Raw genomic sequence first — 25,479 nt, forward strand, 5'->3', positions numbered from 1 at the left:
AGTTGGAGCTGGACCCTCCCGACGGGTTGCGGGTCTTTGGGCCTGCGGATCTGTCGGTGGAGCAGCACGCCGACCTTGATCAGCTTGCCGAGCAGATTGTGGGGGAGGCGGTGCGGCGGGCTCGGGTGGGGGGGCCGGGCCTGGTGGTGCATGTGGAGGGTGGGGGCAGTGGTCGGCCGCTTGCTTTTGGCCGTGCGGCGCGCTCCGGGCAGTATCGTGCGCNGTCGGCCTGGCAGGTGCTGGCGCCGGTGCTGGCCCGGCGGCTGGCAGCGGTCGGTCTGCCGCCCGGCGCGGTTGGGCACGAGACGCATACGCGAGGTGCCGGTCCGACGTCCGGGCCGATGCAGGTCGACGGGTCGGCTGCTTCATGGGAGGCGTGGGAGCGTCGTCGGGTGTCGATCTGGCTGGCCGAGGACCCGACGGTCCGCCCGCCGGCCCTCCGCCCACCGGCCATCCCGGCGCCGGCGCCGGAGGGGCCGGAATCGGCCGATGCGATCACGTACGCCTCCACGCTGCGTCTCGGCCAGCAGTCCGCTCCGCCGATGGTGGCGCCTGTCCCGCGGCCGGTCGAGCCGGTCTCGCCACCAGTGGAGATGACGCCTCTGGAGCCTGCGGCGACGCCTCTGGAGCCTGCGGCGCTGCTCCCAGAGCCTGCGGTGTTGCAGGTGGGGTCCACCTCGTCGTCGGTGGAGTCCGCTCCGGAGCCGGTGGAGTCCGCTCAGCCGGAGGCCGTGCTGCCCGTGGTCGACGCTGTCCCACCGGCGGTGGCAACGCCGGCAGCACCGCGGGCCTTCGGCTTCTCCTCCCCGGAGTCGCCCGCCCCGGAGTCGCCAGAAACGTCGTCGTCCGATCCGGCGCTTCCGTTCGACGAGAGTGATCTGCCGGGGCTGTTGGCTTCTCCGCCGCTGGAGCCGCCGCGTCTGTTCGACGATTCGGCCGCCGATTCCACACATGGTGAGGAAAGCCCGCCTGTGGATGGTGACGGGGTGCCTGGGCCGGTGTCTCCGGTTGCCGATTTGTCCGTGTACGAGTCCGATGCCGGGGAATCCGATTCTGCTGACTCGGATGCTGGTTCGCTGGCGCCGGTGAATGTTGAGGATCTCGCTGTTCGGGTTGATTCGGGGCGTGGGCTGGTGGTGGGGGAGGGGATGGCGGGGCTGGCGGAGGGGTTGGTGGGCCAGCCGCATGTGACGTCGGTGTTCCTGCCGCGGACGGAGGACGGTGAGCTGGGAGTGGCGTCGCGGGCGGGTGGTGAGGTGGTGCCGGTGACGTTGGAGGTGTTGCGGGCGATGCTGGCGGCGGCGGGTTGGCGGGGTGGGCCGGTTCAGGTGTGGGCGCCGAGTGGGCCGGCGGCCACGGCGGCCGATCAGAATGACACGGATTCCGACTCCGACTTTGACGAGGATCCGGAGTTTAGTCGGCTGGTCAACCAGCTGCGGGCTTTCTCCCGGAATCCGGCGAGGTGGTTCCTGCTGCCGACGGAGTTCTGGCTGCCTGAGCAGGGTGCTTCGCAGCGGGTGGTGGAGGGACGTCTGACAGCGCAACCTGGTCGCTCGGGGCGTGCCTGGCGGGAGGTGCGGGCGCGCCACATTCCGGGGGAATCGCTGAGAGTTCCCTCATGGCTGTCTGTGGCGGAGGATGGCTCTCTGGCGCTGGCCGAGATTGAAAGCCCGATGGAATGGAATGGTGTCCTTGCGTCGGTGACGTTGGCGGATTATCTCGATCAGCTTCCTTTGCTGCAGGCGTTGAACCGGGCGAACACCGNGGTCCTCGATGTGGTTCTTCCCTCGCATGAGGGAGGCGTCGGGATGACCCGGCCCGATGGTACCCGGGTGCGTTTCCGTGATGATTTCGAGGATGATCCCGGGGACGGGGTCGCGGGTCCCACGTTTGCGGAGTTCCTGCAGCGGGAGCTCGGGGACGTCCGGCATTTCAGGGCTTTGCGGTTGTGGACCGCGGGTGGGCCCGGCCGGTCGGAGCGGATGTTGGAGCGTTTCGCGGCCAGTACCGGCCTGGAGGTGCTGGTGCTGGACGCGTCCAGCCATGGGGCCTTCGACGGTGCGGGGCCGCGATCGGTGGATGGGCAGGGGCGGCCGACGCCGTGGCGGGTGATCGGGCCGTTGGCGGATCAGGGTGCCAGCAGGTGGGAGTCGGTCGACGGGGTGGCACGGCCGCGCCGGGATGACGCGGTCGTCCGCACCAGCACCGGGCTGATCCAGCAGGGTTCCGACTCGTCGCCGGAAAACGTCCGCGAGTCTCCCAACAGGGATGACCTTTACGATGTGCGGAACTTCCGTGTCCGGCGCAACGCTGCCGGCGAGCCCGAATTCATGATTGGCCGCCGGGACGGGACGTTCTACGCTCGATCACCCGTCGAGATGGTGGAGTTTTTCGAGCGTCACGGTTGGAATCCGGGTCGCCAGCCGCTCGTCGTCGCCGAGCCGCTCGACACCTACGGCAGCGACCCGGACTGGCTGATCACCCTGCGCCAGGAGGCGTGGCGGCAGGTCGGTGCCGCCGCCGGTGCGTTCGTGTTCGCGCCGGCTCTCGACAACGACGTTCTGATCGCCGCGGGCCTGCATGCGAGGGTCGCCCAACGTCGCGGGCGGGCCCGGGGGGCCCGGGGGGTCTGGGACGTCCTGCACGCGCCTGCCGATCGGCCGGTTCCCCTGGTGACCGATCCGCTGGGCCGGTTGTGGGCGCCGGACGCACCGGCGTGGCTACAGATGACCGGCAACGGGCTGGCGGCCCCCACCGAGGTCACCGCCCAGCGAAACCTGATGCAGTATCTGAGACCGAGTCTGGGATACCCGCCGGGTGTGTTCGCGCTTGATCTTCCACTGCTGCCGGACGGTGGTCTCGGGGTGACCCTCGGAGATGGGAGTGTGCGCCCGCTCGCAGAGATCGGGACGGAGACGGTCGTGGCCGCCGCGGAGGCGGCGCGGCGCGAGCCGTTCGGGACGGTGGTGCTCTGGACGCCACCGCCCGACTCCGCCGNCGCCGATCAGAACTTCGCGCGTGACACCGAGAGTCTTGCCNCCGCCTTCGGCCGATCGGTCGTCCGGATTCAGTTCGGGATGGACCCGTTCGTGAGCCGTGACGTTCCAGGCGGCCCAGCCGTGCGTCCGGAGAACAGGGCGCGCGGGGTGGGCGAGACCGGTGCGCGGCCGCTTGAACTGAATATCGTCCGCCCGCCTACGGGAAGGGGGATCCCGAGCTATCTGACGATCGACGGCAGGTCCCAACTCGTCGAGAGCATCACGGATAACCACGGGGTGCAGTCGTTCGAGAGCGGGGCGCTGCTGTTCGGCGCGAGCAGCTCCGATCCCGCCGCACGGGCCGAGATCGCCTCTTGGTACAAGAATCTGCACGCCATGCCCCCGGTCGCCGGCGGCTTGCCGCTCGTGGTGGTGCACACGAGCCCGTCGGACGAGCCGTCGTGGCGACCGGAGCGGCTGGATCCGCTCGACGCCGAGACGGTGAACGCATTTCTGCGCAATGCCTTCCTTCAGCCTGGGCAGGAAGCCCTGCCGGCCTCGCCGATACGGTTGATCACGACCCGAGTCGGGGGGAATCGGGCGCTTCTCGAACGGTTTGCCGNGGAGATCTCCGCGGCGCACGACGGCCAACCCGTCTATGTCGGCCACAACGCCACGTTTGTCGAGGACCTGCAGGACTTCAGCGCGGAGTCGTGGGTTCCCATCATCGCGGAGGCGGGATCCGAGGCCGCGGGTGGAGGACATCCGCCGGTCGTGGATTGGATCCAGGACAGCATGACGAATGTGCTGGTCCCCGTCGACCACAGTTTTGAGAGGCCGGAGTCCGACGCGTCGGAGTGGTATCTGGCCGATGCGTCGGCCGCAGATCTTCTGGCGGTGCCGCTGATCGATGGTCACGGTGTCTACGGGGTCGATCTGCGGTCGGTTGACGACGGGGAGAGAGGGCCGACGCCGAGGCGGCGTCCGGGTCGGTTCCTGGTGCTGGCCGACGGTCACCGGGACGTCGTGGTCGGCCATCATCCGTCGATCGGGACGCTGCGGATCCCGCCCGAGCAACTGGCCGCGATCATCTTGGCCCAGGCCCCGCCGGGCTTCACCGGGGCGGTCTACCTGGGTGTCGGGGGCCTGGACGAGCCGCCTGGCCTCCGGCGGCCCAGACCGGTGAGCACCGGGTACGCCGCGTTGCTGCGCGGTGAGCTCGGTCTGCCGGTGTATGCCACGCACCGCGACGAACCGGATTTCGACACCGACGGCATCTGGCAGGAGGCGCCCCGGCTGAGGTGGTCACCTCTGATCGGAGAGTTCACCGCGAGCGGCATGAATCTCCTGTCGGCGGATCTCGCCTGGTCCACGACGGATCTCGCGGTGGAAACGCGTCAGTTGATCGACATGGCGCGCGAAGCCGGTGCGTTCCCGGTGGTCATCGGCAGCGAGTTCGACGGCCGTCTGGTGTTGACCAGTCGTCGTGGCCTCGAACCGGCCGCCCCGCGACCGCTGGCTCGACTGCTGCGGGCCGAGATGGACCGCATGGGCGTCGCCGCCGATCAGCGTGTCACCTTCATCGCGGTGCCGGTTCAACCGACGCAGGGGGCGGGTTGGGAGGCCCGGGCGGAGCGGTTCATCACCGAAGCGGCCACCCACCTGCTGGCTGCGCCGGCCATCCGGCCTGCCGAGCTGGCGCAGGAGCCGCCGTCCTATCGGGGGCCGGGGACCGTCATGCGGTCGGGACCGGGGGGACACAGCCGGGTGGTGCCGGTGCCACGTGGTACTCCGAACGACGAGGAGGGGCTGCTCACGGCGGTTCTGCACAGCGCGGCGCGCCAGCATCCGGAGCATGACCTGGCGGAACTGTACGCACTGCTGCGCACCGCTCCCGGCCCGGTGGCCGGGGCGATCCAGGCCGAGCTCGGTAAGGCTGTGCTCGATGAGGCTGTGCTCGATGAGGTTGTGCTCGGTGAGGCCGAGCTCGGTAAGGCTGCGCTCGGTAAGGCTGCGCTCGGTGAGGCTGTGCCCGGTGAGGCTGTGCCCGGTGAGGCTGTGCCCGACGCGCCCGCCGCCGGCGGCGAGCGGTCCAATGATCGTTCGGTGGCCACCACGATCGTCGAGCTTCTGTCTGACGCCGAGGTGGCTGGGCTGGTTCCCGAGGAGGAGTGGGACCCTCGGGGCGCGCGGGAGGTGGTCACCGAGGCATTGGCCGAACGTCCGGATCATCCTATGTGGGAGCGCGTGGCGGACCTGTCGGCGCAGTCGCCGCGGGGGCGGCGCCGGGCCGAGGTGGTGACGGCGGTGCGGGAACAGGCCCGGGTGCTGGGGCATGTGCCGTCAGTGGCGCAGGTGCTCGGCGCGGCGATGCGGGGGGACTCGCCGTACGGCGGCGGGCTGGTTGCGGTGTTCGGTCGGGATGTGGTTCCGGGGCTGCTGGGCGTTCCGGTGGCCTGGGTTTCCGGGGACACGGTGGAGGCCGGCCCGGCGGAGGTGGTGCGGGTGTACGAGCATCCGGACTGGGACACGTCGCTGAGCCGCTATCACGGGGTGGAGCCCCTGGGGCAGGGGCAGGAGGTTCCTTCCCTGGCGAGTCCGACCGGGGAGGAGCCGAACCCGCCGGCCTCGGCGGCGGCCGTCCGGGATGCGGTGGAGGCGGCCCGGCGCATCGTGCGGGACCGTCTGACCCGGCTGCGGTCCACACCGCCCCCTACCCCGTCCCTAGATCCGCCCGGTCCTGTGCAGCCGTCCGGCCCCGTTCAGCCAGCCTCCCCCCAGCAGACCGACGCGGCTCAGCCATCGGATCTCGCTGCACGTCCGGAGCCCGAGGTCGGCCAGCCGACCTCGGTGGCGGGTCCGGCGGTGGGCACGGTGTCAGCCGATGGTCGGGACTTCCGGATTCTTCGGGTTACCGGTGACGGCCTGTGCTATTTCACGTCGGTCATCGTGGGCGCCCGGGATCAGGCGCCCGGTTCGCCGGTGGCGAGGATGACGGTGCAGCGGCTGCGGGAGCATACGCATGCCTGGTTCACGGGGCCGGCGGGGGAGGAACTGCGGATCGCGCTCGACCTGCCGGAACTGGGGGGNGGTCCTGCTCGGGTGGTCCGCGAACTGGCCCGGGGTCTGGGCCTGCCGGGCCTGCACTTCGTTCTCGGGGGATTGGAGGCGCTGCGGGACTGGGGCAAGACGCCCCGGTCCCGCCGGGACCGGGGCGAGGCGGCCCGTCTCCTCAACGATCTGGAGAGGTCGGTCACCCGGGAGCCGACCGATGATGTCTGGAATCGCCTGCTGTTGGTTTCACCGTTGCTGGCGAGCCTGGGGCCCCGGGGACAGTTCGTCGGGATGACGGTGAGTGATCTGGTGGCCCTGGCGATTCGTGACGCCGCCTGGTGGCAGACGCCGTTCTTCGACCGGGTTCCGGAAATTGTGGCTCAGGCGATCGATCTGGACGTGGTGATCGCGACGACCGGGTCCGCCGGCCTGACGGGAANCAACCATCTCCATCCGCCGTCGTCCGATGAGTCCCGGGCCAGCGTGTATGTGCAGTACAACGGCGTCGATCACTATCAGGCCATGGCACACGTCCCGACCGCGGAAACCGTCGGCGGCCAGACGGAGCCCGCCGGTTCGGACGGTGCGCGCGACGGTGACCGCGTGCGCCCGAGGCCGATGGTGGAGATGGCGGATTTCGCCGTTCGAGCCGATCCGGGGCGGGGCCTGGTGGTGGCCAGGGGGATGGAGGCGGTGGCGGAAGGCCTGGTGGGTCAGCCGTACGTGACCACGGTGCTCCTGCCGCGGACGGGCGACGGCGCGCTGGCGGCGCGGCCGCGGGCGGGTGGCGCGCCGGTGCGGCTGTCGTCGGAGGTGCTGCGGGACATGCTGACGGCGGCGGGCTGGCGGGGCGGGCCGGTTCAGGTGTGGGCGTCGGACGGACCGCCGGTGGGGTCACCGCAGTGGTGGGCTCAGCTGGTGCTGGCGCCGCCGCGGACGGCGGCGCTGCGCAGGCAGGCGCAGGGTTTCGCCGCCGACCTGCGGGCGGAGTTCTGGCTGCCCGAGGAAGGCGTCGCGCAGGAGGTGGTGGGCGGCCGGCTGACCGCGCGGTACGGACTGGAAGGTGGCTGGAACCTCGTGCGGCCGGAGACGGTCGCGCACCGCGGTGTGGTGACGCCTCCGGTGTGGCTGGCGCCCGAGGACAGCGGTTCCCTGGCACCGGCTCCGTTGCGCCCGGTGGTCTGGAGCACGGGGATGGCGTCGTTGACCTTGCCGGAATATCTGGATTCGCTCCCTCGCCTACAGCAGTTGGCGCGGGCCGACGAGGCCGGTCGGGTCGCTGGCGTCTTCGACCTGGTTCTCCCCTCGCACGAGGGTGGACTGGGGATGACGATGGCCGACGGCAGTCGGTCGCCTCTCGTGGAGGACGTCGACGACGAGTACAGGATCGGACCCCGGCTGCCCTCCTTGTCGGACCTCCTGACGAGCGGGGGATGGACGAACGATGGTCTGCACCGGAGGGATCTGCGGGTGTGGACCCCGGGCGGCCCCGGTCGGTCGGAGCGGAACCTCCAGCGTTTCGCCCGTATCCGGGAGGTGGAGGTCCTCGTCCTCGACGAGAACAGTCACGGCGCCCTCGACGATGCGACCGCCGGGCTGCGGGCGGTGGACGATCAGGGGCGGCCGACGCAGTGGCGGGTGCTGGGGGCGCTGGCGGCGCAGGACGCGAGCAAGTGGGTCTCGGAGAACGGAGTGGCGCGGCGGCGTCAGGACGACGCCGTGGTGCGCACGAGAACGGGCCTGACCGCGGCCCAGCCCGCGGCGTACCTGTCCGCGATGAACCACCGTGCGGATCTCGCGGCTCGCGATGATGTCTTCGAGGTGCGGGGATTCGACGTCCGGAGCAATCAGGCCGGCGAGNCCGAGTTCGTGATCGAGCGGTTGGACGGAACGTCGCACGTCATGTCGCCGACGCAGATGCCCGCCTACCTGGAGGGCCACGGGTGGCGCCGCGGTCAACCCCTTGTCGTCGCCGAGAACCTGCCGGGCGTCGAATCCGACGGGAACGGCGAAGCCCCGCCGGTGGGCCGGCGGGCGTGGGCGCAGGTCGGCGCGGCGGCGGATGTCTTCGTGTTCGCGCCGCCCAGCGGGGTCGACGTCACCTCAATCGGGAACCACACCGCCCTCGCGGACGGCGGCGGCTCCTGGGAAGTCCTGCACAGGCCCGCCGGTCGGCCGGACCCGTTGGTGACCGACTCCGCGGGGCGGCTGTGGGCGGCGGACGCCCCCGCGTGGCTGCGGATGACCAGCAACGGGCTGACGGCGCCCACCGCCGACATGATGAGAGACCACCGCTACCAGTACGAGCTTCGCGCTGAGGGTCTTCCGGCCAACGCTTTCATGCTTGATTTTCCCCTGCTGCCGGACGGTCGTCTCGGCGTGGCGCTCGGGGACGGCAGCGTGCGCTCTGTCGAGGAGATCGGGGTGGACGAGATCGTCGCCCAGGCCGAGGCGGGCCGGGACACGCCGATCGAGATCGTGATGCTGTGGACGGCGGCGCCGACGGTCGACGCCCACTACCAGGCTTTCGTTCGCGACGCGGACCGCCTGGCCGCCGCGTTCGGCCGGGAATTCCACCGGTCCGGTCCGGGGCACGATGTCAGGGAGTTCGCCGAGTCCCGTCGGGGCATCAATTTCATGCAGCTCATCCTGGAAGGTCGGGGCGAGGAGATCCTGCAGCGCCTCGTCGGGACCAGGCCCGCGGACGAGTAGCCGGACGCCGTGAACCGTCCGACCTCCTGACGTCGTGTTCTCGGCAGAGGGTCCGCCACCGCGGTCGCGGGAGCCGGGCGGCCCAGCGAGAACGGTTCACGGAGGCGGAGATGACCGAGACCCCGGCAGGCCCACTCCCGCCACATCCGCTGTCGCTCTCGGTGGCGCCATCGACGGCGCCATCGGCGTTGGCGTCGGCGTCGGCCAGTGCCGACCTGGGGGGCGAGGACGTCCCCGAGGCCGGTGAGGTGACAGTGGCGCTCGGGATGACCGTGATCAGCGTCGGGGACGATGCCGCCATGGTCGACGCCTGGCATCGGGCGCTGCTGGGGCTCGCCGGCTACCTGCCGGACGAGCTGATCACCGAGGCGCGCACCTGGCTCGCCGCGGGCCGGCGGCTCGACCTCGCGCGGGCGGTCGCGTTCGCCGTGGCCGTCGGCCAGCTCAGCCTCGGGGGCGAGGAGATCCTGCTGGCCCGGGAGGAGCTGACCGCCGGCGGACAGGACGGCGCGGGCGACGGCGATGGCGACGGCGATGGCGACGTGGTGGGAGTGCTCGACGCGCTGCCGCCCGGCGAGCGGGTGCCGAGCGCCTGGCAGTTCCGCTCCGCCGCCGACGCGGACGCGCGTGGGCCGGCGGCGGTGCTGCCGCTCGACCTGACCGCCCCGGACGCGGCGGTCGCGCTGGGGGACGTCGAGGCGGTCGTCGTCGAGGCGGTCGGGGCGGAGCCGGACGCCGTCGGCCTGTGGCGCTCCTGGCGGGCTCCGGCCGCGGGGTCGTCCTGGCCGCCGCCGAAGCGGGTGTTCGTCGTCACGGCCGAGCCGCGGTCGGGCCCGGCGGCGGCCCTGGCGGCGCGGCTACAGACCGCGCTGCTGGCCGTCGGCGAGCCGGCACCGCAGGTGGAGGTGTGCACGGCGGGCGAACAACCGCCCCCTTACCAGCGCCTCGCGCAGATGTCGGGCGCCCTGCTGTGGGCGCGTGAGCCGGCCGTCGAGGTGTCGGTGGCCCGGACGTTCGACGAGGTCGACCCGGTCGACGGCCCCCGGTTCGACCCGGACCGGCCGCGCATCGACGACCTGGGGCTTCGCGATGACCTGCTCGGCTACCTGGACGCCGGCGTGCCGATTCTCGACACCTCCTCGTTGATGTCCGACGTGGTCGACCCGGCCCGCGGCGAGGTGGTGCCCATGACGTTTCGCACGGACGGCCGCTGGGTGTGGACCGACGCGACCAGCTACTACCTGGACGAGCATGGCCTCGCCCCGGACCCGGACCTGATGCGGCACGTGGCCGAGGCGCGAGGCCCGGCGCTCGACCCGTCGCCGCCGGTGGACGGGGCCCCGCGGGTGGACCCGTCGCCGCCGGTGGACGGGTCGCCGCCGGTGGACGGGTTGCTGGCGGCTGACGGGTCGCTGCCGGTCGACGAGGTGGCCCTGCACCGGGTGCTCGCGCACCTGTTGAACCCGCGGCAGGAGGAGAACGCGGTGTGGGTCGTGCCGCAGATGGGGGTGGCGCTCCTGGACGAGGAGCCCCTCGCCGCCGTCGACGCGTCATGACCTGCTCGAGCTCAAGGAGCCAGCGATGACCGCAGCCGTCCTGTCCGTCTCCGCCACGGACGCCGAGTGTGTGACCGCGATCGGGCGCGCGCTCGTCGCGGCCGGTCCCGGGGACACCGTGGCCGTCCGGCCGGGGGTGTATCGGGAGTCGCTCGTCTTCACCCGTGACGTGGTCCTGGTCGCGGAGGAGGGCCCGGGCAGCGTCGTGATCGAGGTGCCGCTCGGATCGGCCCTGCTGTGCGCGGGTGGTGATATCCGGCTGCGGGACCTGACCGTGCGCGGGGGCGACGAGGAGCTGCCGCTGGTGCAGGCGGGGGGCGGGCGGCTGGGGCTGGACAACTGCCAGCTCGAGGCCACCGCGTCCGCGGCCATCCATGTGCGCGGGGGACGGGTCGGGGTGCGCGCCGGCCGGATCGGGAACGCGAACGGTCCCGGGGTGGTGGTCGACGCCGGCGTCGCCGAGTTCACCGAGGTCGCCGTGGAGGCGACCGGCGGACCCGCCCTCGTGGTGGCGGGCGGCGCGGAGCCGACGTTCCGGCACTGCACCTTCGCGGGCCTCGACGGGTTCGGGGTCGTGGCGACCGGAACCGGGACACCGCGGATCGAAGGCTCCCGGATCAGCTCGGCGAGCAGCGTCGCCGTCCTCGTGCAGCAGGCCAGCCGGCTGCGGCTGGTCGACACCCAGATCGACGGCGGCCAGGTCGGCCTCTACGTCGCCGACCGGGCCCAGCCCGTTCTGGAGCGGTGCCGACTGCGGGAGGCGACCGCGCACGGCGCGATCACCGTGGAGCAGGCCGCGCCGTCCCTCGTCGAGTGCCTGATCGAGAACTCGGCCGGCCACGGGCTGCACGCCACCGGCCGCTCGGCCGCCGAACTGCGCCACTGCATCGTGCGGGCCAGCGGCGCGGCCGGGGTGGTCGCCGACGAGGCGGCCCGGCCGGTCCTCGTCGGCGGGGAGGTCGCCGACTGCGGCGACGTGGGCGTCCTGCTGCTCGGCGAGTCGACGGCGCAGCTGCGCGGTGTCCGCGTCCACGGCAGCCCGATCGGGGTGTCGATCGAGGGCTCGGCCGCGCCGCTGCTCGGCGGACTCGACCTCGACGACGTCGCCTACGGGCTGCACGCCGCCGGCGGTGCCGGCCGGTTCGAGGACGGCCGCGTGCGTGGTGCCAGCCGGGCCGGGGTGCGGCTGGCGGGGGCGGCCACGACCGAGCTGCACAACTCCACGCTGACGCAGTGCCGGATCGGCATCGAGATCACCGCGGCGGCGCGGCCCTCGGTCGCCGGCGTCGAGGTCGACGGCGCGCGCGACGCCGGCATCCTGGTCCGCGACGCCGCCCACCCGAACCTGTCCCGCATCCGCGTGCACGGCACGGCCGGCCCGGGGCTCGTGCTCGAACCCGGCACCCAGGCGACGGTCTGTGACGCCGAACTCGTCGGCAACGCCGGGCCCGGGGTACTGGTGGAGACGAACAGGCCGGTCGTCATCCAGGGTGGCGTGATGCGCGGCAACGGCGGGGAAGCGGTGCGGACCGCGACGCCCACCACGCAGCTGCGCATCGACGGCGTCGAGACCGGTCACAACAACGTCGAGCTCCCCGCGCCCGCAGGCCCCCGCGCCGACGATCGGGATGCCGACGCCGCCTCGCGCTGGGCACCGCAGTCGGCCGACGGACCACAGTCCCCCGCGGGGGGTGACCCGACCTGGATGCCGGACCCCTCCCCGCCGTCCCGGTCGGGAAACCCCGCGGGCTCACCGCCTCCCGCCGCACCGCCATCCGCCGCACCGGAGGAGGATCCGGGCGGTCCGATCGCCGTCCAGCGGGAGCATTCCCGCCCCGACCCGGGTTCCGTCGGCGGCGGACCGTCCACCGACCCGCCGGACGGGTCGAATCCGGTGACCGCGCTGCTGGCGGAGCTGGACGCGCTGGTCGGCCTGGAGGGCGTCAAACGGGAGGTGGCCACGCTCGTCGGGCTGCACCAGGTGGCGAAGCGACGCCAGGAGGCCAGGCTGCACGCGCCGCCGATGTCGCGGCATCTCGTCTTCGCCGGGCCGCCGGGAACCGGCAAGACGACCATCGCCCGGCTTTTCGGCAAGATCCTGGCCGCACTCGGGGTGCTACCCGGCGGGCAGATGGTGGAGGTCGCCCGCGCGGATCTCGTCGCGGAGCATGTCGGCGGGACGGCGGTGAAGACCACCGCCAAGTTCGAGTCGGCGCTCGGCGGAGTGCTGTTCATCGACNAGGCGTACACCCTGTCGCCGACGGATGGCGGCGGGCACGACNTCGGCCNGGAGGCGATCGACACGCTGGTGAAGCTGATGGAGGACCGGCGCGACGAGCTCGTCGTGGTGGTCGCCGGGTACTCGCCGCAGATGCGCACCTTCCTCGCCGCCAACCCCGGCCTGGCCTCCCGCTTCTCCAAGACCATCGAGTTCGAGAGCTACTCCAGCGCCGAGCTGGTCACGATCGTCGAGCGGCTGTGCCGCAAGCACCACTACGCGCTGGAGTACGAGACCCAGGAAGCCCTGCGCCGGCATTTCGACACCCTGCCGAGGACGGAGACCTTCGGCAACGCGCGGGCCGCGCGGCAGGTGTTCGAGGAGATGCTGGGCCGCCAGGCGTACCGGTTGGCCACCACCCCGGACGCGCCGGAGCTGGAGCTCGCCAGGCTGCTGCCGGAGGACCTGGCGGAGACCGCCGCCCGCGGGCGGGACGCGGCGGCGGGTCAGCGTCAGGTGGTCGACGCCCTGATGCAGCGGCTCGACGCGATGATCGGACTGGACGAGGTCAAGCGCGAGGTCGCCGACCTGGTGGATCTCATCGCCTCGGCCAAGGCCCGGGCGGAGGCCGGGCTGCCGGCCCCGTCCATGTCCCGCCACCTGGTCTTCGCCGGGCCACCCGGGACGGGGAAGACCACGGTGGCCCGCCTCTACGGCGAGCTGCTGGCCGCGATGGGCGTCCTGCGTACCGGGCAGATGGTCGAGGTGTCCCGTGCCGACCTGGTCGGGCAGTACGTCGGCCACACCGCGGTGAAGACGACGGAGGTTTTCAACTCCGCCCGCGGCGGCATCCTGTTCATCGACGAGGCCTACGCCCTGTCCCCCTCCCGCGGCCAGGGCGACGACTTCGGCCGGGAGGCGATCGACACGCTGGTGAAGCTGATGGAGGATCACCGGGACGAGATCGTCGTCATCGCCGCCGGCTACACCGGTGACATGAAGCAGTTCCTGGCGAGCAACGCGGGTCTCGCGTCCCGGTTCAGCCATCAGATCCGGTTCGCCTCCTACTCGGCGGACGAGCTTGTGGCGATCTTCGAGAATCTCGCCCGCGCCGGCGGCTACGAGCCCCACGGCGGCACCCTGCAGGTCCTCCGGAAGCATTTCGACACGCTGCGCCGGGACGAGACGTTCGGCAACGGCCGTTACGCCCGCCAGCTTCTGGACAAGGCCGTCACCCGGCAGGCGAGCCGGTTGCGGAAGATGCCCGATCCGACCGTGGACGACCTGCAGAACCTTCTCCCGGGCGACGTGACGGCGGCCCTGGCCCGCTGAGGAATCCCGGGGACGTCGCCTGGATGCTCACCGGCCATTGGATGCTCACCGGCCATAGTGGTCAGATCCGGAGTGTGGAATGACCCAGTCGCCCCTGGAACACGGGTGGGAGGCCGTCGTCCGCTACCGGCCGTTCTGCCTCACCTTCACCCTCGGCGTGACCCCCTGGAACCTGGTCGAGCGTTACGGGGCCGATCCGACGGCAGCCCGCCTCCTTGCCATCGGCGAGACCTACGCCGTCGGCCAGCCCGGCGCCGACCGCTCCATTCTCGCCAGTGGATCCCTCGGGGACTGGGCGTTCGGCTTCGAGACCATGGGGGTCGAAGGCATCATGTCCGGCACCCTCGCCGCGCTGTCCCGCGGCACGCAGACAGTGGCCGTCAACGATTCCGCCAAGGCGCTGCACGTGCTCCGGTACTGGGTCGACGGGCAACCCCGCGAGAGCTTCGAGCTCGGGGTTCCCGACACCCAGCGTGCCGTCGGCGCCCATCCCTTCTGGGGTGCCGTCGAACGCCACCGGGCCGCCCATCCCGACCAGTCGAAGGTCATCGCCGCTCTGCGGGCCATCGGCGACCACGTCGGGGGCCAGCTCACCGCCGACATGCTGGCCCGTCCACTGCTCACCGCCATCCTGCCCGAGGATGGTCGCCCGCGCTCCGCACCGGCAGTCGATCTCCCCCTCGTGCGCCCCGGGGAACCCAGGCAACCCGTTCCGCTCGGCCGATACCTCGGCACCCTCGGCCCACGTGCGCCGATACCGTCATCGCCCTTGCACGACCGTGCCGAGGTGTCCCCCCCGGGTGGGCTCACGGGGATGGGCCAGAAGAGGGTCGAAGGTGGGGACACGCCGTGACCTTTGCGGCCGGGGTCGAACCGAGCGGGGTGGCGCGGTCCCGCGGAACCGCACCACGCTGCCGGGCGCGACCTCGACTTCCACGATCGTGCCCTGCACGCCTCGACGGTCAGGATCGAGGCACCCGACCCCCCAAGGTCACAACCACAACCTAAGTCCGGGACCAGTGCTGGAAGTTTCCCCCGTTGCAGTCCTGGGTGTAGAGGCGGCCCTGGCCGTTGCTGTCGAGGCATTCACCCGTGGCCACGTTCGTGAACTGATAGCCGAACGAGTTGGTGGCGGCAACCCAGGTCAGGCTGTTCTGGCCGGTGCAGGTCGTGGTGAACACCGAGCCCTGATACTTGGTGCCATCCGTCGCGGGGTTGGCGCGGGCCCCCGCGCACAGGTTGGTCGCGACGTCCGTGAGGTGGTACCCGCCGCTCACCTGTACCAGTTTCCATCGCTGGTAGTCGCCGCCGTTGCAGCCCATCGTGTAGGCCGACCCGGAGGCGTTGCTGTCCAGGCACAGGCTGGTCGAGACGTTGACGTAGGTCCAGGAGGTCTGCGGTGGGGCCGCGGGGGCAGCCGTCACCCGCGGTGCCGGTGCCGGTGCCGGTGCCGGTGCGGGCGCCGGTGCCGGGGCCGCCTTCGGAGCGGCCACCGAAGGGGCCGGCAGTGGCTTGGCCGGGTTGGTCGGGAGCCGGCCGGCCCGATCCGCCGGGGTGGCCCCGACCGGCGGGGCGCTTGCCGGGTCGCTTGCCGGGTCGGAGGTGGCCGCCGGGCTCGGCGGGTCGGAGGTGGCCGCCGGGGCGCTGGTCAGCGAGACGCTCATCGATGCCGCCGGCCGGGTCGGGGACGGGGGAGTGCGGGGTGGGGTCACCTGGGCGTCGATGGAGGTGGCCAGGCCGGGCGGGTCCGAGTCGCCGACACTCAGCGCCACCGCGGTGGTCCCCGCCGCGAGAACCACCAGCATGCCCACGGCGCCGACGAGAGTCAGCCATCGGCGCCGCGCCCGCGCGCGCGCCGTCGGGTCGATCGTCCCGGCAGCACTCCTGCCCCCGCCCTCGCCGCCATCCGCGGGGCGGCCCTGGGCCTCGTCGTCGGCCCCGGTGTCGTCGGCCCTGGAGCCGTCGTCGGCCCCAGTGTCGTCGTGGGTGTCGGAGCCGTCGTGGGTGTCGGAGCCGTTGTGGGTGTCGGAGTCGTCGTGGGTGTCGGTGCCGTTGATCGGTCCCATCGTCGCCGGGGGGAGGGCGGTGGGGGCGAGCTGCGCGGCGGCGAGCCGGGCCGCGCCGAGTGCCACGACGTGCTTGGGATGCGCGTCGACGACCGTGGGGCGCTGCAGCGCCGCCTCGATCGTCCGGGCCACCATGGGGATGCGCGAGGAACCGCCGGCGAGCAGCACCGCCGACAGGTCGCCGGGCTTGACCTCGGCGGAACTCAGTGCACGGTGCAATGCCTCCACGGTGGAATCGATTGCAGGCCTGATCATCTCCTCGAACTGCGCCCGGCCAAGCGTCACCTCGTGCTTTGCGCCGGGCAGAAACACCGGGATGACGGTGTCCTCATCGGCGGAGAGGGCCTCCTTGGCCAGGACGCATTCCTGCCGCAGCCGCCACAGCGCGACGGCGGTGTCGTGATCACCGGGATCGGCCGCGGAGACGGCGCCGTTCAGCGCGCGGTCGACGTGGTGGACGATCGCCTCGTCGAAGTCGGCGCCGCCCAACCACTCGATGCCCTCCGGGTTGCCGAGGATCCGCGGCTGGCCCGCCTCCATCCGCAGCACCGCGGCGTCGAACGTGCCGCCGCCGAGGTCGTACACGGCGACGACGTCGCCGTCCGACAACTGCCGACTGGCGGCATAGTAGGTCACCGCGGCGACCGGCTCCGTCACGAGTGGAACGTCGGTGAGCCCGGCCAGCCGGGGCACCTCGTCGAACTGCTCCAACCGGTAGGGGCCCCACACGGCCGGCCGGGTGAGGACGATCCGTTCCGGGGGCGATCCCTGCAGGCGGACCGCGCTGTCGACCGCGTCGCGCAGCATCGCCGCCAGCAGCGCCGCCGGCGAGAACGGGGCCTCGCCCAGGAGCACCGGAGTGGGATCGCCCAGCCGTCGCTTGAACTCCCGCGCCGCCCGGTCGGGTTCCTGCANGGCGCGGCGTTCGGCGGCGTCGCCGGTCAGCAGCGGCCCGTTGCGGCCGGCGTAGACGACCGTGGGGGCGACGATGCTGCGATTGCCGAGGCTGACCATCTCTGTTCGGTCGGACCACCCGATCGCCACCGCCGTGAAGGTGGTCCCGAGATCGATTCCGAGGCCGTACGTCACCGTGCCGGACTCCGCACAGGCGTGACGACCGATCGCATGGAACCTCCCGAAATGTCTACCTCCAGCAAGCTACTCCGGGGAAAAGGCCAGGGTNTAGTGCGCCCCGGGACCATTGATCGCCGGCTGGCGGCACCGTTTCCAGGAAAGGGCTTCCGAGCTGGGCAGACCGGGCAGGTCGAGAGTGTTCCGACCGGTGGGAGTCGGCGGTCTCCGTTCTGTCGTCGACGCTACCGTCGCTTACATTTCATCTATCAGCTACCTTCTGTCCGGGTCCCTTTCCGGTAAAGGGGAGCGTGAGCGGGTGGCCATGGTCGCCGCCGCGGAAACGCACCCACCAAGGTGGTGCCTCCAAGGTCGTCCGCGGGCATGCCGTGAACCGGGGACGCTCGCTGCACCGTGTTGCGAGCATGGGACGAGGACTGTGATGAGCGGCACCATTAGATTCGATTCGGGCAAGTACGATCAGTTGATCACCCAGCTTGGTGCGGCCCTGAAGGAGCTTGGGGACGGCGCCGCCGGTCCGCTGGCGCTGACGGCTGACGTGCAACTGCAACCGAGCGGTCAGACCTGGCAGCCGGCCGTCGATCTGGTCGGCGCGGGTACCGCGCTGTTCGGTCTGATCAGCGAGAACAACGATTCCCTGAAGACGGGGCTGGGCGACCTGAGCACCGCCCTCGCGCAGGGGCGGTCGATCTTCAACGACGTGGAGGACCTGGCTGCGGCCACCGCCGGGCAGTTCGACCAGGTGGTAGGGCATCCACTGGGCGCCGTCCACGCCCGGAACGAGGGCGCTGGCGCGTTGTGAGCGCTTCGGAGACGCTGACCGACTTCGCCTCCGCACTGGCGGCTGTGACGGGTGTTCGGGTGGATCTGCGGGGCGCCGCGTCTCCGGCGGACGGCTGGATCACCTTCGGCAGCCCGGGATGGTGGACCTACGCCCCCTTCGGCAGCCCGCTTTTCACCGTCGGCCTCAACCTCCAGGCGTTGGCGGACTGGGGGTCCGCGGTGTCGAGCCTGGACGACGTCGCCGACGAGCTGTCCGCCGGGACCCTGGGCCTCATGGACGTCCGGCGGCTGCGGGACGCCGAGCAGACGGTGCGGCTGCACACCGACCACCTGAGCGCCGCCAACGGCGACACGAGAAACGCTGCCCTGCTGTTCGGTGACGGCGATGCACTGACCTCGGGGAGCGCCGCGCAGGAGATCTCCACCGTGGTGGGGGGGCTGGCCTCGGGCCTGTCCGGCTATTACGACAAGCTGTCCGGTCCGCCACCGATCGCCTCCGCGCTGCACGACGTGGGCGAGGCNCTGGCCGCGTTCGGTCGGGGGATGGCCGGCGCCTACTGGGAATCGGCCCTGCACAACTCGGCCGCCGACGGGATCAACGGCATCGCGGCCAACATGCAGAAGTACCTGTTCGGCCAGCCGGTGACGACGCAGACGGTGGCGCAGGTTCTCGCCGGCTACTCCTCGTCGGCCGTGGGGGGGCTTCCGAGCGGGATGGCCGACTTCAGCGGCGATCTGGCCCAGGCCNCCGTGTGGAGTGCCGCCAGCGCCGCCGTGACCAATCGNATCCTCGGCGAACTGGACACGCTCGACGCACGGGCCAAGGACCTCGCCGGCACGCTCAGCGACGCCTACCAGACCGCGACGGAGAGGCTGGACGGCGTGTCGGGGAAGCGCGCGCAGAAGCGGTTCCGACGGTCGGAGAAGCCCCAGGCCGGGAAGCCGATCGAGGGCACGGTCAACCGGCTCTCGGATCCGTTGACGCGGGGCCGGGACAGTCTGTCGACGATGGTGCAGCCGTCGCGCACGAGGATGCTCGGGCAGGTCGAGTCCATGAGGTCGCCGGGGGCACTGGCGGGCATCGTGAACGGCGGGCCGGACGGGACGCTCCAGGTGAGCAAGGGGCAGCCGCTGCCCGGGCCGGGTGACAGCCAGGGCCAGAACATCGAGGCGTCGGGGACGCCGACGCCCGCGGGAACGACGACGCCCGTGTCCGGCGAGATGCGGGTGCGAACGGAGGCATTGGATCCGATGGACCCGAAGACGCAGGTACCGGGCGAGCGGATGGAGGGGGTCGAGCCGCTGACGCCGCAGGGTCAGCAGCCGGTGGGGGCACTGTCGGGCATCGTGAACGGCGGGCCGGACGGGACGCTCCAGGTGAGCCAGGGCCAGCCCCTGCCCGGGCCGGGTGACAGCCAGGGCCAGAACATCGAGGCGTCGGGGACGCCGACGCCCGCGGGAACGACGACCAGCCCGGTGTAGACGACCAGCCCGGTGTAGACGACCAGCCCGGTGTGACGACCAGCCCGGTGTAGGAGCCACGCCGTGGTGGGGTGCGGAGCCCGCATTTCTCCACCCCTCGAAGCCCTGCGAATCCGGTCCGTGAGTGCCCGGTGGGTGCCCCACCCGTGAACCAGGCGGCCCGGCAGGACCGTGCTCCGGCCAAGGGGCCCGCGGCGGTGGGCCCGACGGCACGCTGTTCAGGCAAGTCTGGAGGTTCTGGTGACCGAGGCCCCGACAAGCGTCGTGTCGGTGGGAGGCGTCGACGGTGTCGCTTCCGATGCTCGTGACGCATGGATGACCGACGCCTGGCATCGGGCACTGCTCGGCCTCGCCGGCTTCCTGCCCGACGAGCTGATCAGCACGGCGCGGTTCTGGCTGGCGCAGGGCCAGCGGTTCGACATCGCCCAGGCGGTCACGCTCGCCGTGGCCACCGGCCTGCTCGACGTGGGCGGCGCCGAGATCGGGCTGGCCCGCGAGGAGTTCAGGGCCGCCGGGCAGGAGAAGGACGGACTGCTGGGAGCGCTGGATGTCCTGCCCATCGCCGAACGGCTCCCGACCGCCTGGGAGTTCCGCTCCGGTGATCCCTACGCCGACGGGACGGCGGCATCCCTGCCCATCGACCTGACCACCGGCGTGGGGCCAGCCGAGCTGGCCGACACCGAACAGGCGATCCTCGCGGCCATCCTGGCCGAGCCGGACGCCGCCGGCCTGTGGCGGACCTGGCGGGTTTCGGCCGCGGGCGAGCCCTGGGCGCCGCCCAAGCGGGTCTTCGCGGTCACGATCGAGGCGGGTACGCGACCACCGGTCGAGGTGACCTCACGGCTGCAGACCGCGCTGGTCGCCGCCGGGGAGCCCGACCCGCAGGTCGAGGTGAGCGTTGTGGGTACCGACACGCCCTCGTACCAGACCCTCGCCCGCATGTGTGGCGCCCTGCTCTGGTCGCGTGAACCGGCGCTCGGCGTGTCGGTCGCCCGAGTGTTCGACGCGGCCGACCCGGTCACCGGCCCGCGCTTCGCCCCGGACCGGCCCCGGATCACCAACGTGGCCGTTCGGGCCCGCCTGCTCGGCTACCTGGACAACGGCGTCGCCCTCTTCGATGGCTCCGCGCCGATGCCGGACGTCCTCGACCCGGCCCAGGGGGACGTCGTGCCGGGCATGTTTCGCACGGACGGCCGGTGGGTGTGGACCGACGCCGTCGGCTACTACCTGCGTGCGTACGGCATCGCGCCGGAGCAGGGGTTCCGGTGGCACCTGGAGCACGGCGAACCGGCCGAGCGGATCGACGAGGTCGTCCTGCACCGCGTGCTGGCGACCGTGCTGAGTCGGCGGCGGGAGGACGAAGCCGCGTGGGTCGTCCCGCCGGCGGGCCAGTCCGCCGCCCCGGACGCGCCGTGACCGCGCGGGGCCTCGGCGCGGGTCCGGACCTCGTGAGGACCTGACTATGAAGCCGGCTACGTCATGAGCCTCGCCACCGGCTATCTCGTCGGTGCCGAGCCTGCCACCGAGGCTGTGCGTGCCACCGAGGCGGTACCTCCTGCCACCGACGCCTGGCGCGACTGGGCTGACCGGTACGACGAGACCGAGGCCGTCGAGCATCACCCGGGCCCCGGGGCGGGGTCGGGTCCGGTTCCCCTCGCCGCGGTCGCCGGCTGGCTGCCCCCCGAGACGAGTGTCGGATGGAGCGCCGCGGGCCGGCCGGTGCCGCGGCTGCTGGCCTCGCCGTCACAGGCCCCGCGGGATCCCGCCGGACGGGCGCAGGGAACGCCCCCGCCGGAGCCGACGGAACCGATCCTGGCGCGGCTGCTCGAGGGCACCCTCGCCACCGCCGCCGGCCGGTTCTTCGAGCCGGCTCTGGCCGGAGCAATGCGGCGGCTGCCGGTGGCCCCACCCGGGATGTTCACCGTTCACCTGGGCACCGGCCCGGCAGGCTTCCAGGTCAACGGTCGCCCCGTCCCGCCCGCGCTGCTGGCCCGGCTGATCCGTGCCTGTCCCGAGTGGCGCGGCCGGCCGCTGCTGGTCCTGGCGCATCCGCAGCCGGCACCGAACCGACTGGCCGCCCTGGTCCGTGCGCTGCTCGCCGGGGTCGGTGTCCCGGTGTACACCGCGGACGCCGGTGTCCTGCTGCTGCCGGGCGGGGCGATCACCGGAACGTCGTTCCATCGATGGTCGGTACCGGCGGAGGGGCAGAGCGAAGCGGAAGCGTCTTCGTCCGTCGGCCCATGGCTGCCGCACGGGTGGCCCGCAGCGGCGCGCGCGGGCGAGCGCGGCACTCCACTCGTTCGGACGCCCGAACCATCCGAACCATCCGAACCGCCCGAACCATCCGAACCATCCGAACCATCCGAACCATCCGGACTATCCGAACCGCCTGAACCGCCTGAACCGCCTGAAACCAGGCCGCTCCCCGCGCCGGTGCCGCTACCTGCGTCGCTTGCCTCGCCGGCTGCGGGGGGATCGTCAGCTCCCGGTCCGATGCCCGGTGTCATCCGGCGCTCCCTTCCCACGGCGACCCCCTGGTCACCTCCGGTCCCCGCCTCGCCGCCACCCGCATCCCCGCCACCTCCTGCATCCCCGCCACCTCCTGCATCCCCGCCACCTCCTGCATCCCCGCCACCTCCTGCATCCCCGCCACCTCCTGCATCCCCGCCACCACCTGCATCGCCTCCTGCGTCACCGCACCCTGTGTCCGGTTCCTCGGAGCTCTCCGCTCCGGTCGGGCAGTCGCCGGCGCAGGGGCTCTCGCGGGGCGCGGATCCGGTGGCCGACATGGGTGGCGGGGCGCAGCCCGGCCCGCGTTGGTACCAGCGGNTGCCGCCCGATGGCACTCCCGCCCGGCCCGGGGCGGCCCCGGTCGGATCCGCGGTGGATTCCGCGCTGGAGGAAGCTCTCGGCCACGGCCGGGACCTGGCGGCGGGCCCCCACCGCGTCCCCGGTGCCGCACCGCCTCCGCTCGACCCGACCGAGGCCATGCCCGCCGACAGCGCCGCGGAGGGGAGCCACGAAGCGGCCCGCGTCCCCCGCCAGGTCACCGGCGATGGCCGCTTCGATGACGGCCGCTTCGAGAGAGGCCGCTCCGGCCGGGACGCCGCCGGTGGCGGCTTCGGCGCGGACCGGGCTGACACCGGGCACCTCCTGCCCTGGCTCGCGGTGCTGCCGCGGGTGACGGCGGAGGACCGGGACCGGCTGCGGACGCTGCTCGGGTGGCGCTACGAGACGCACGCACGCGCCGTGATGGGCGCCCTTGCCCTGCAACCGGGCCTGCGGGCGGGAGCCGGGGCGGACGACCTGCTGGCCGGGCTGGTCGCGGTCCGCGCCTATCTCTCGGCGGCGGGACGGCTCGACTCCGCCGACCGGTCGGTGAACGCGGCGCTGCGCAGCGCCGAACGGCGGCAGGACGACGACGGCCTGATCCTGCTGGCCCGCTGCGTCCAGGCCGGCCTCGGTCGGCTGCCGGCCGTGGTGGGTCCGGTGTTCCGCCCGGCGGCTGCGAGCCCGGACGTGGTCGTGCGTCACNGGCCGGGGGACATGCTCGTCGAACCCGCCTTCCTCGAGGTGTCGACGGCCCCCTGGGAGCTGCCGGGACGCACCGTGGAATACGTGATCTGGTCCTCGACGGCCCGCCGGACGACGTGGCTCGGTGCGGACGCGACACCGGGCGGTTCGTCGCGCGAGGCCCTGTTCGTGGCCGGCACCCGGTTCGTCGTCCTCGGCGTCGACCGGCCGACCGACGCCGAGGACGGCCACGCCGGAGTCGGCGAGACCCCCACGCGGGTGCTGCTGCGCGAGGTGGTCGGTGGCCGCGTCGACGACGCGCTGGCGCAGCGCGCGCTCGGGCGGCTGCGCGACGTCCTCGCCGGGCGGTCTCCCGCCACGAGCGGGGCGGCTGCGCCCGACGGCCCGGACGGTGCGCTGCCCGAGCGACTGCGGTTCGCCCTCGGCGTCGGCGCCGGCGGCCGCCCCTTCGCACCCGACGGCGCGCGCCTGGCCGACGCCCTGGGACCGGCCGCGACGACGTGACCCGCCACCCCGCCATTCCGCCACTCCGCCCACAGCCACTCCGCCCCACAGCCACTCCGCCCCACAGCCACCCCGCCCCACAGCCACCCCGCCCCACAGCCACCCCGCCACGCCGAGACCCAGGGAGCCTCGCGATGACCGCAGCCGTCCGGTCTGACCTCGTCGCGCCGGCCGAGGGCGCGGCGGTGATCGCCCGGGCGCTGGCCGTCGCCGATCCGGGCGGCACGGTGGCGCTGGGCCCGGGCTTGTACCGGGAGTCACTCGTCTTCTCCCGGGACGTGACCCTGGTCGCGCGCGAGGGCCCGGGCAGCGTCGTGATCGAGGTGCCGCCCGGGGGGACCCTGCTCGTCGCCGACGGGGAGATCAGGCTGCGGGGGCTGGAGCTACGTGGCGGCGACGAGCGAGCGCCGCTGATGCGGGTCGTGGGCGGTCGGCTGCGGATGGACGGTTGCGATCTGCGGGCCACCGCGGCGGTGGCGCTGCACCTGCACGGCGGGCGGACTCGAGTGGTCCGAGGCCGGATCGGAAACCCCGCCGGTGCCGGGGTGGCGGTCGAGGCCGGCCTCGCCGAACTCGTCGACGTCGCCCTGGCGGGCATCGGCGGTCCCGGTCTCACCGTGTCGGGCGGGGCGATGCCGATCCTGCGACGCTGCACGTTCACGGACGTCGAAGGCGTGGGTGTGCTGGCGGCCGGGACGGGAGCGGCGCTGCTCGACCGCTGCCGGATCAGCTCGCTGTCCAGCGCCGCGGTCCTCGCCCGGGAGGACTGCCGCCTGCGGATGGTCGGCTCGCTGGTGGACGGCGGTCAGGTCGGCCTCTACGTCGCCGACCGGGCCCGGCCGACCGTCGAGAACTGCCGGTTTCGCGACACCGCCGGTCCGGCGGTGGTCACCGTGGACCTGGCCGCGCCGAGCCTGGTCGAATGCGTGGTCGACAGCCCCGCCGGCCACGGGCTGCACGCCTCGGGTCGGTCGGCGGCCGAGATCCAGCGCTGTGCGGTGCGTGGCAGCGCTGTGGCGGGGGTCGTCGTCGACGGTGACGCAAGCCCGACCCTCCTCGGCGGGGAGATCGTCGGCTGCGGTGACGTGGGAGTCCTCCTGCTCGGCGACTCGACCGCCTGGTTGGACGGCGTCCGGGTGCACGGCAGCCCGATCGGGGTGTCGGTCGAGGACGCCGCCGCGCCGCGGCTGGTCGGGCTCGACATCGGCGACGTCGGCGTCGGCATCCAGGTGCGGGAATCGGCGCATCCGCGTCTTTCCCGCAGCCGGGTACGCGGCACGGCGGGCGCCGCGCTGGTGCTCGGACCCGGTACCCGGGCCACGGTCACGGACACGGAGCTGGTGGGCGACCGTGGGCCCGGGGTTCTGGTCGAGACGGACCGCACGGTCTCGATCGACGGCGGCGTGATCGGCGGCACCGGCGGCGAGGCGGTCCGGCTGGCGACGCAGGCGTCGCGGCTGCGGATGAGTGACGTCGCGACCCGGCAGGACGGCGTTCCCGGCACCGTTGCGGATCCGGGTCCGATGGCGATCCCGGCGGGCCGCACCGCGTCCTGCACCTGACGCGCCCTACAGGACGGTCAGTTCCGCCTGCCGGCGCAGGGTCCGCAGCGCGTAGTGCACCCGGCTCTTCACCGTCCCCTCGGGGATGCCGAGGGCCGTCGCCGCCTGCGCGCAGGTGCGGTCGCGCAGGTAGACCTCGACGAGGGCGGCCCGGTGCTCGGGCCAGATCCGGCCCAGCGCCGCCTGCACGGTGGCGGCGACCAGCACCGACTCGGCGTGGTCCGGCTGGGCCTGGACCTCGGTGTGCTCGGGCTCGAGCTCGAGTTCGGTCAGCCGGGCCCGACGTCCCCGGTAGCCGTCGACGACGAGGTTGTGCGCCACCCGGCGCAGCCAGCCGTTGACCGAGCCGCGCTCGGGNGTCAACCGGTCGAGGTTGTGCCAGGCGCGCAGGAAGGTCTCCTGCACGACGTCCTCCGCCCGCCCGCGGTCGCCGCCGGTGAGCCGGGTCGCGTAGGCGAGCAGGGTCGTCCGGTGCAGGCGCACGAGCTCGTCGAAATGGTCATCCGCCATCCGCGGTTCCACCGTGTTCGCAGGCGGTTCCACCGTGTTCGCAGGCGATTGCGTCATGCTACGACCGTCGCCGTTCGGCGCCGCGCTCGATACCAG

The 25,479-nt window shown here is 72.7% G+C and carries 10 protein-coding genes and 4 pseudogenes; 9 read left to right on the top strand and 5 right to left on the bottom strand.

The genetic code is table 11. The features are described from left to right. Positions 1-6,515 precede the first annotated feature (6,515 nt). From FF86_RS36460 to FF86_RS25740, 5 genes and pseudogenes are all read left to right on the top strand, one after another. On the top strand, positions 6,516-7,892 hold a 1,377-nt coding region (locus FF86_RS36460), incomplete at its 3' end, for a hypothetical protein (RefSeq protein WP_206779029.1). Between the two features lie 962 nt (positions 7,893-8,854). Next, entirely contained in the window at positions 8,855-10,300 is a 1,446-nt protein-coding gene (locus tag FF86_RS25730) for a hypothetical protein (protein ID WP_128423388.1), read from the top strand. 25 nt (positions 10,301-10,325) lie between these two features. Further along, on the top strand, positions 10,326-12,539 hold a 2,214-nt coding region (locus tag FF86_RS57805), incomplete at its 3' end, for a right-handed parallel beta-helix repeat-containing protein (protein WP_242419614.1). A 50-nt stretch (positions 12,540-12,589) separates the two neighbouring features. Beyond that, a pseudogene (locus FF86_RS57815) lies at positions 12,590-13,850 on the top strand (AAA family ATPase); the annotation flags it as partial. 79 nt (positions 13,851-13,929) lie between these two features. Further along, complete coding sequence (locus FF86_RS25740; RefSeq protein WP_052681438.1) at positions 13,930-14,703, top strand: DUF6461 domain-containing protein; 774 nt, start codon at positions 13,930-13,932, stop codon at positions 14,701-14,703. A 151-nt stretch (positions 14,704-14,854) separates the two neighbouring features. On the opposite strand, the gene FF86_RS64385 is transcribed toward FF86_RS25740, so the two are convergent. Further along, positions 14,855-16,830: Hsp70 family protein (locus tag FF86_RS64385; RefSeq protein WP_396230092.1), on the bottom strand; the 1,976-nt coding region annotated here is incomplete at its 5' end. A 1-nt stretch (position 16,831) separates the two neighbouring features. After that, positions 16,832-17,005, bottom strand: a pseudogene (locus tag FF86_RS68355) (Hsp70 family protein); the annotation flags it as partial. A gap of 424 nt (positions 17,006-17,429) precedes the next feature. On the opposite strand from FF86_RS68355, the gene FF86_RS25750 reads away from it, so the two are divergent. Together FF86_RS25750 and FF86_RS25760 are read left to right on the top strand one after the other, a co-directional pair. Next, a complete protein-coding gene (locus tag FF86_RS25750) occupies positions 17,430-17,810 on the top strand; it encodes a hypothetical protein (RefSeq protein WP_044887775.1) in 381 nt (126 codons plus the stop codon). 1,778 nt (positions 17,811-19,588) lie between these two features. Beyond that, positions 19,589-20,689: a hypothetical protein gene (locus FF86_RS25760; protein WP_044887777.1), complete on the top strand. Its 1,101-nt coding sequence runs from the start codon at positions 19,589-19,591 to the stop codon at positions 20,687-20,689. 1,087 nt (positions 20,690-21,776) lie between these two features. Here the strand turns inward: FF86_RS25760 and FF86_RS25770 are convergent. Beyond that, complete coding sequence (locus FF86_RS25770) at positions 21,777-21,968, bottom strand: hypothetical protein (RefSeq protein ID WP_055870571.1); 192 nt, start codon at positions 21,966-21,968, stop codon at positions 21,777-21,779. Between the two features lie 188 nt (positions 21,969-22,156). Between FF86_RS25770 and FF86_RS36470 the strand changes: the two are divergent. Both FF86_RS36470 and FF86_RS25780 read left to right on the top strand, forming a co-directional pair. Further along, positions 22,157-22,807: pseudogene (locus FF86_RS36470) on the top strand (hypothetical protein); the annotation flags it as partial. A gap of 638 nt (positions 22,808-23,445) precedes the next feature. Then, entirely contained in the window at positions 23,446-24,873 is a 1,428-nt protein-coding gene (locus tag FF86_RS25780) for a right-handed parallel beta-helix repeat-containing protein (RefSeq protein WP_052681441.1), read from the top strand. 6 nt (positions 24,874-24,879) lie between these two features. Here the strand turns inward: FF86_RS25780 and FF86_RS25785 are convergent. Together FF86_RS25785 and FF86_RS57825 are read right to left on the bottom strand one after the other, a co-directional pair. Continuing rightward, positions 24,880-25,230: sigma-70 family RNA polymerase sigma factor (locus FF86_RS25785; RefSeq protein WP_242419616.1), on the bottom strand; the 351-nt coding region annotated here is incomplete at its 5' end. A 1-nt stretch (position 25,231) separates the two neighbouring features. After that, a pseudogene (locus FF86_RS57825) lies at positions 25,232-25,440 on the bottom strand (RNA polymerase sigma factor); the annotation flags it as partial. Positions 25,441-25,479 lie beyond the last annotated feature (39 nt).

Origin of the sequence: Frankia sp. CpI1-P, from assembly GCF_001421075.1 — a bacterium.
Classification (GTDB): Bacteria; Actinomycetota; Actinomycetes; order Frankiales; family Frankiaceae; genus Frankia; species Frankia torreyi.

Coding starts and splice junctions, on each gene's coding strand:
- FF86_RS25730 (WP_128423388.1), top strand. CDS start 8,855: ATGACCGAGACCCCGGCAGGCCCACTCCCGCCACATCCGCTGTCGCTC.
- FF86_RS25760 (WP_044887777.1), top strand. CDS start 19,589: ATGACCGACGCCTGGCATCGGGCACTGCTCGGCCTCGCCGGCTTCCTG.
- FF86_RS25750 (WP_044887775.1), top strand. CDS start 17,430: ATGAGCGGCACCATTAGATTCGATTCGGGCAAGTACGATCAGTTGATC.
- FF86_RS25740 (WP_052681438.1), top strand. CDS start 13,930: ATGACCCAGTCGCCCCTGGAACACGGGTGGGAGGCCGTCGTCCGCTAC.
- FF86_RS25780 (WP_052681441.1), top strand. CDS start 23,446: ATGACCGCAGCCGTCCGGTCTGACCTCGTCGCGCCGGCCGAGGGCGCG.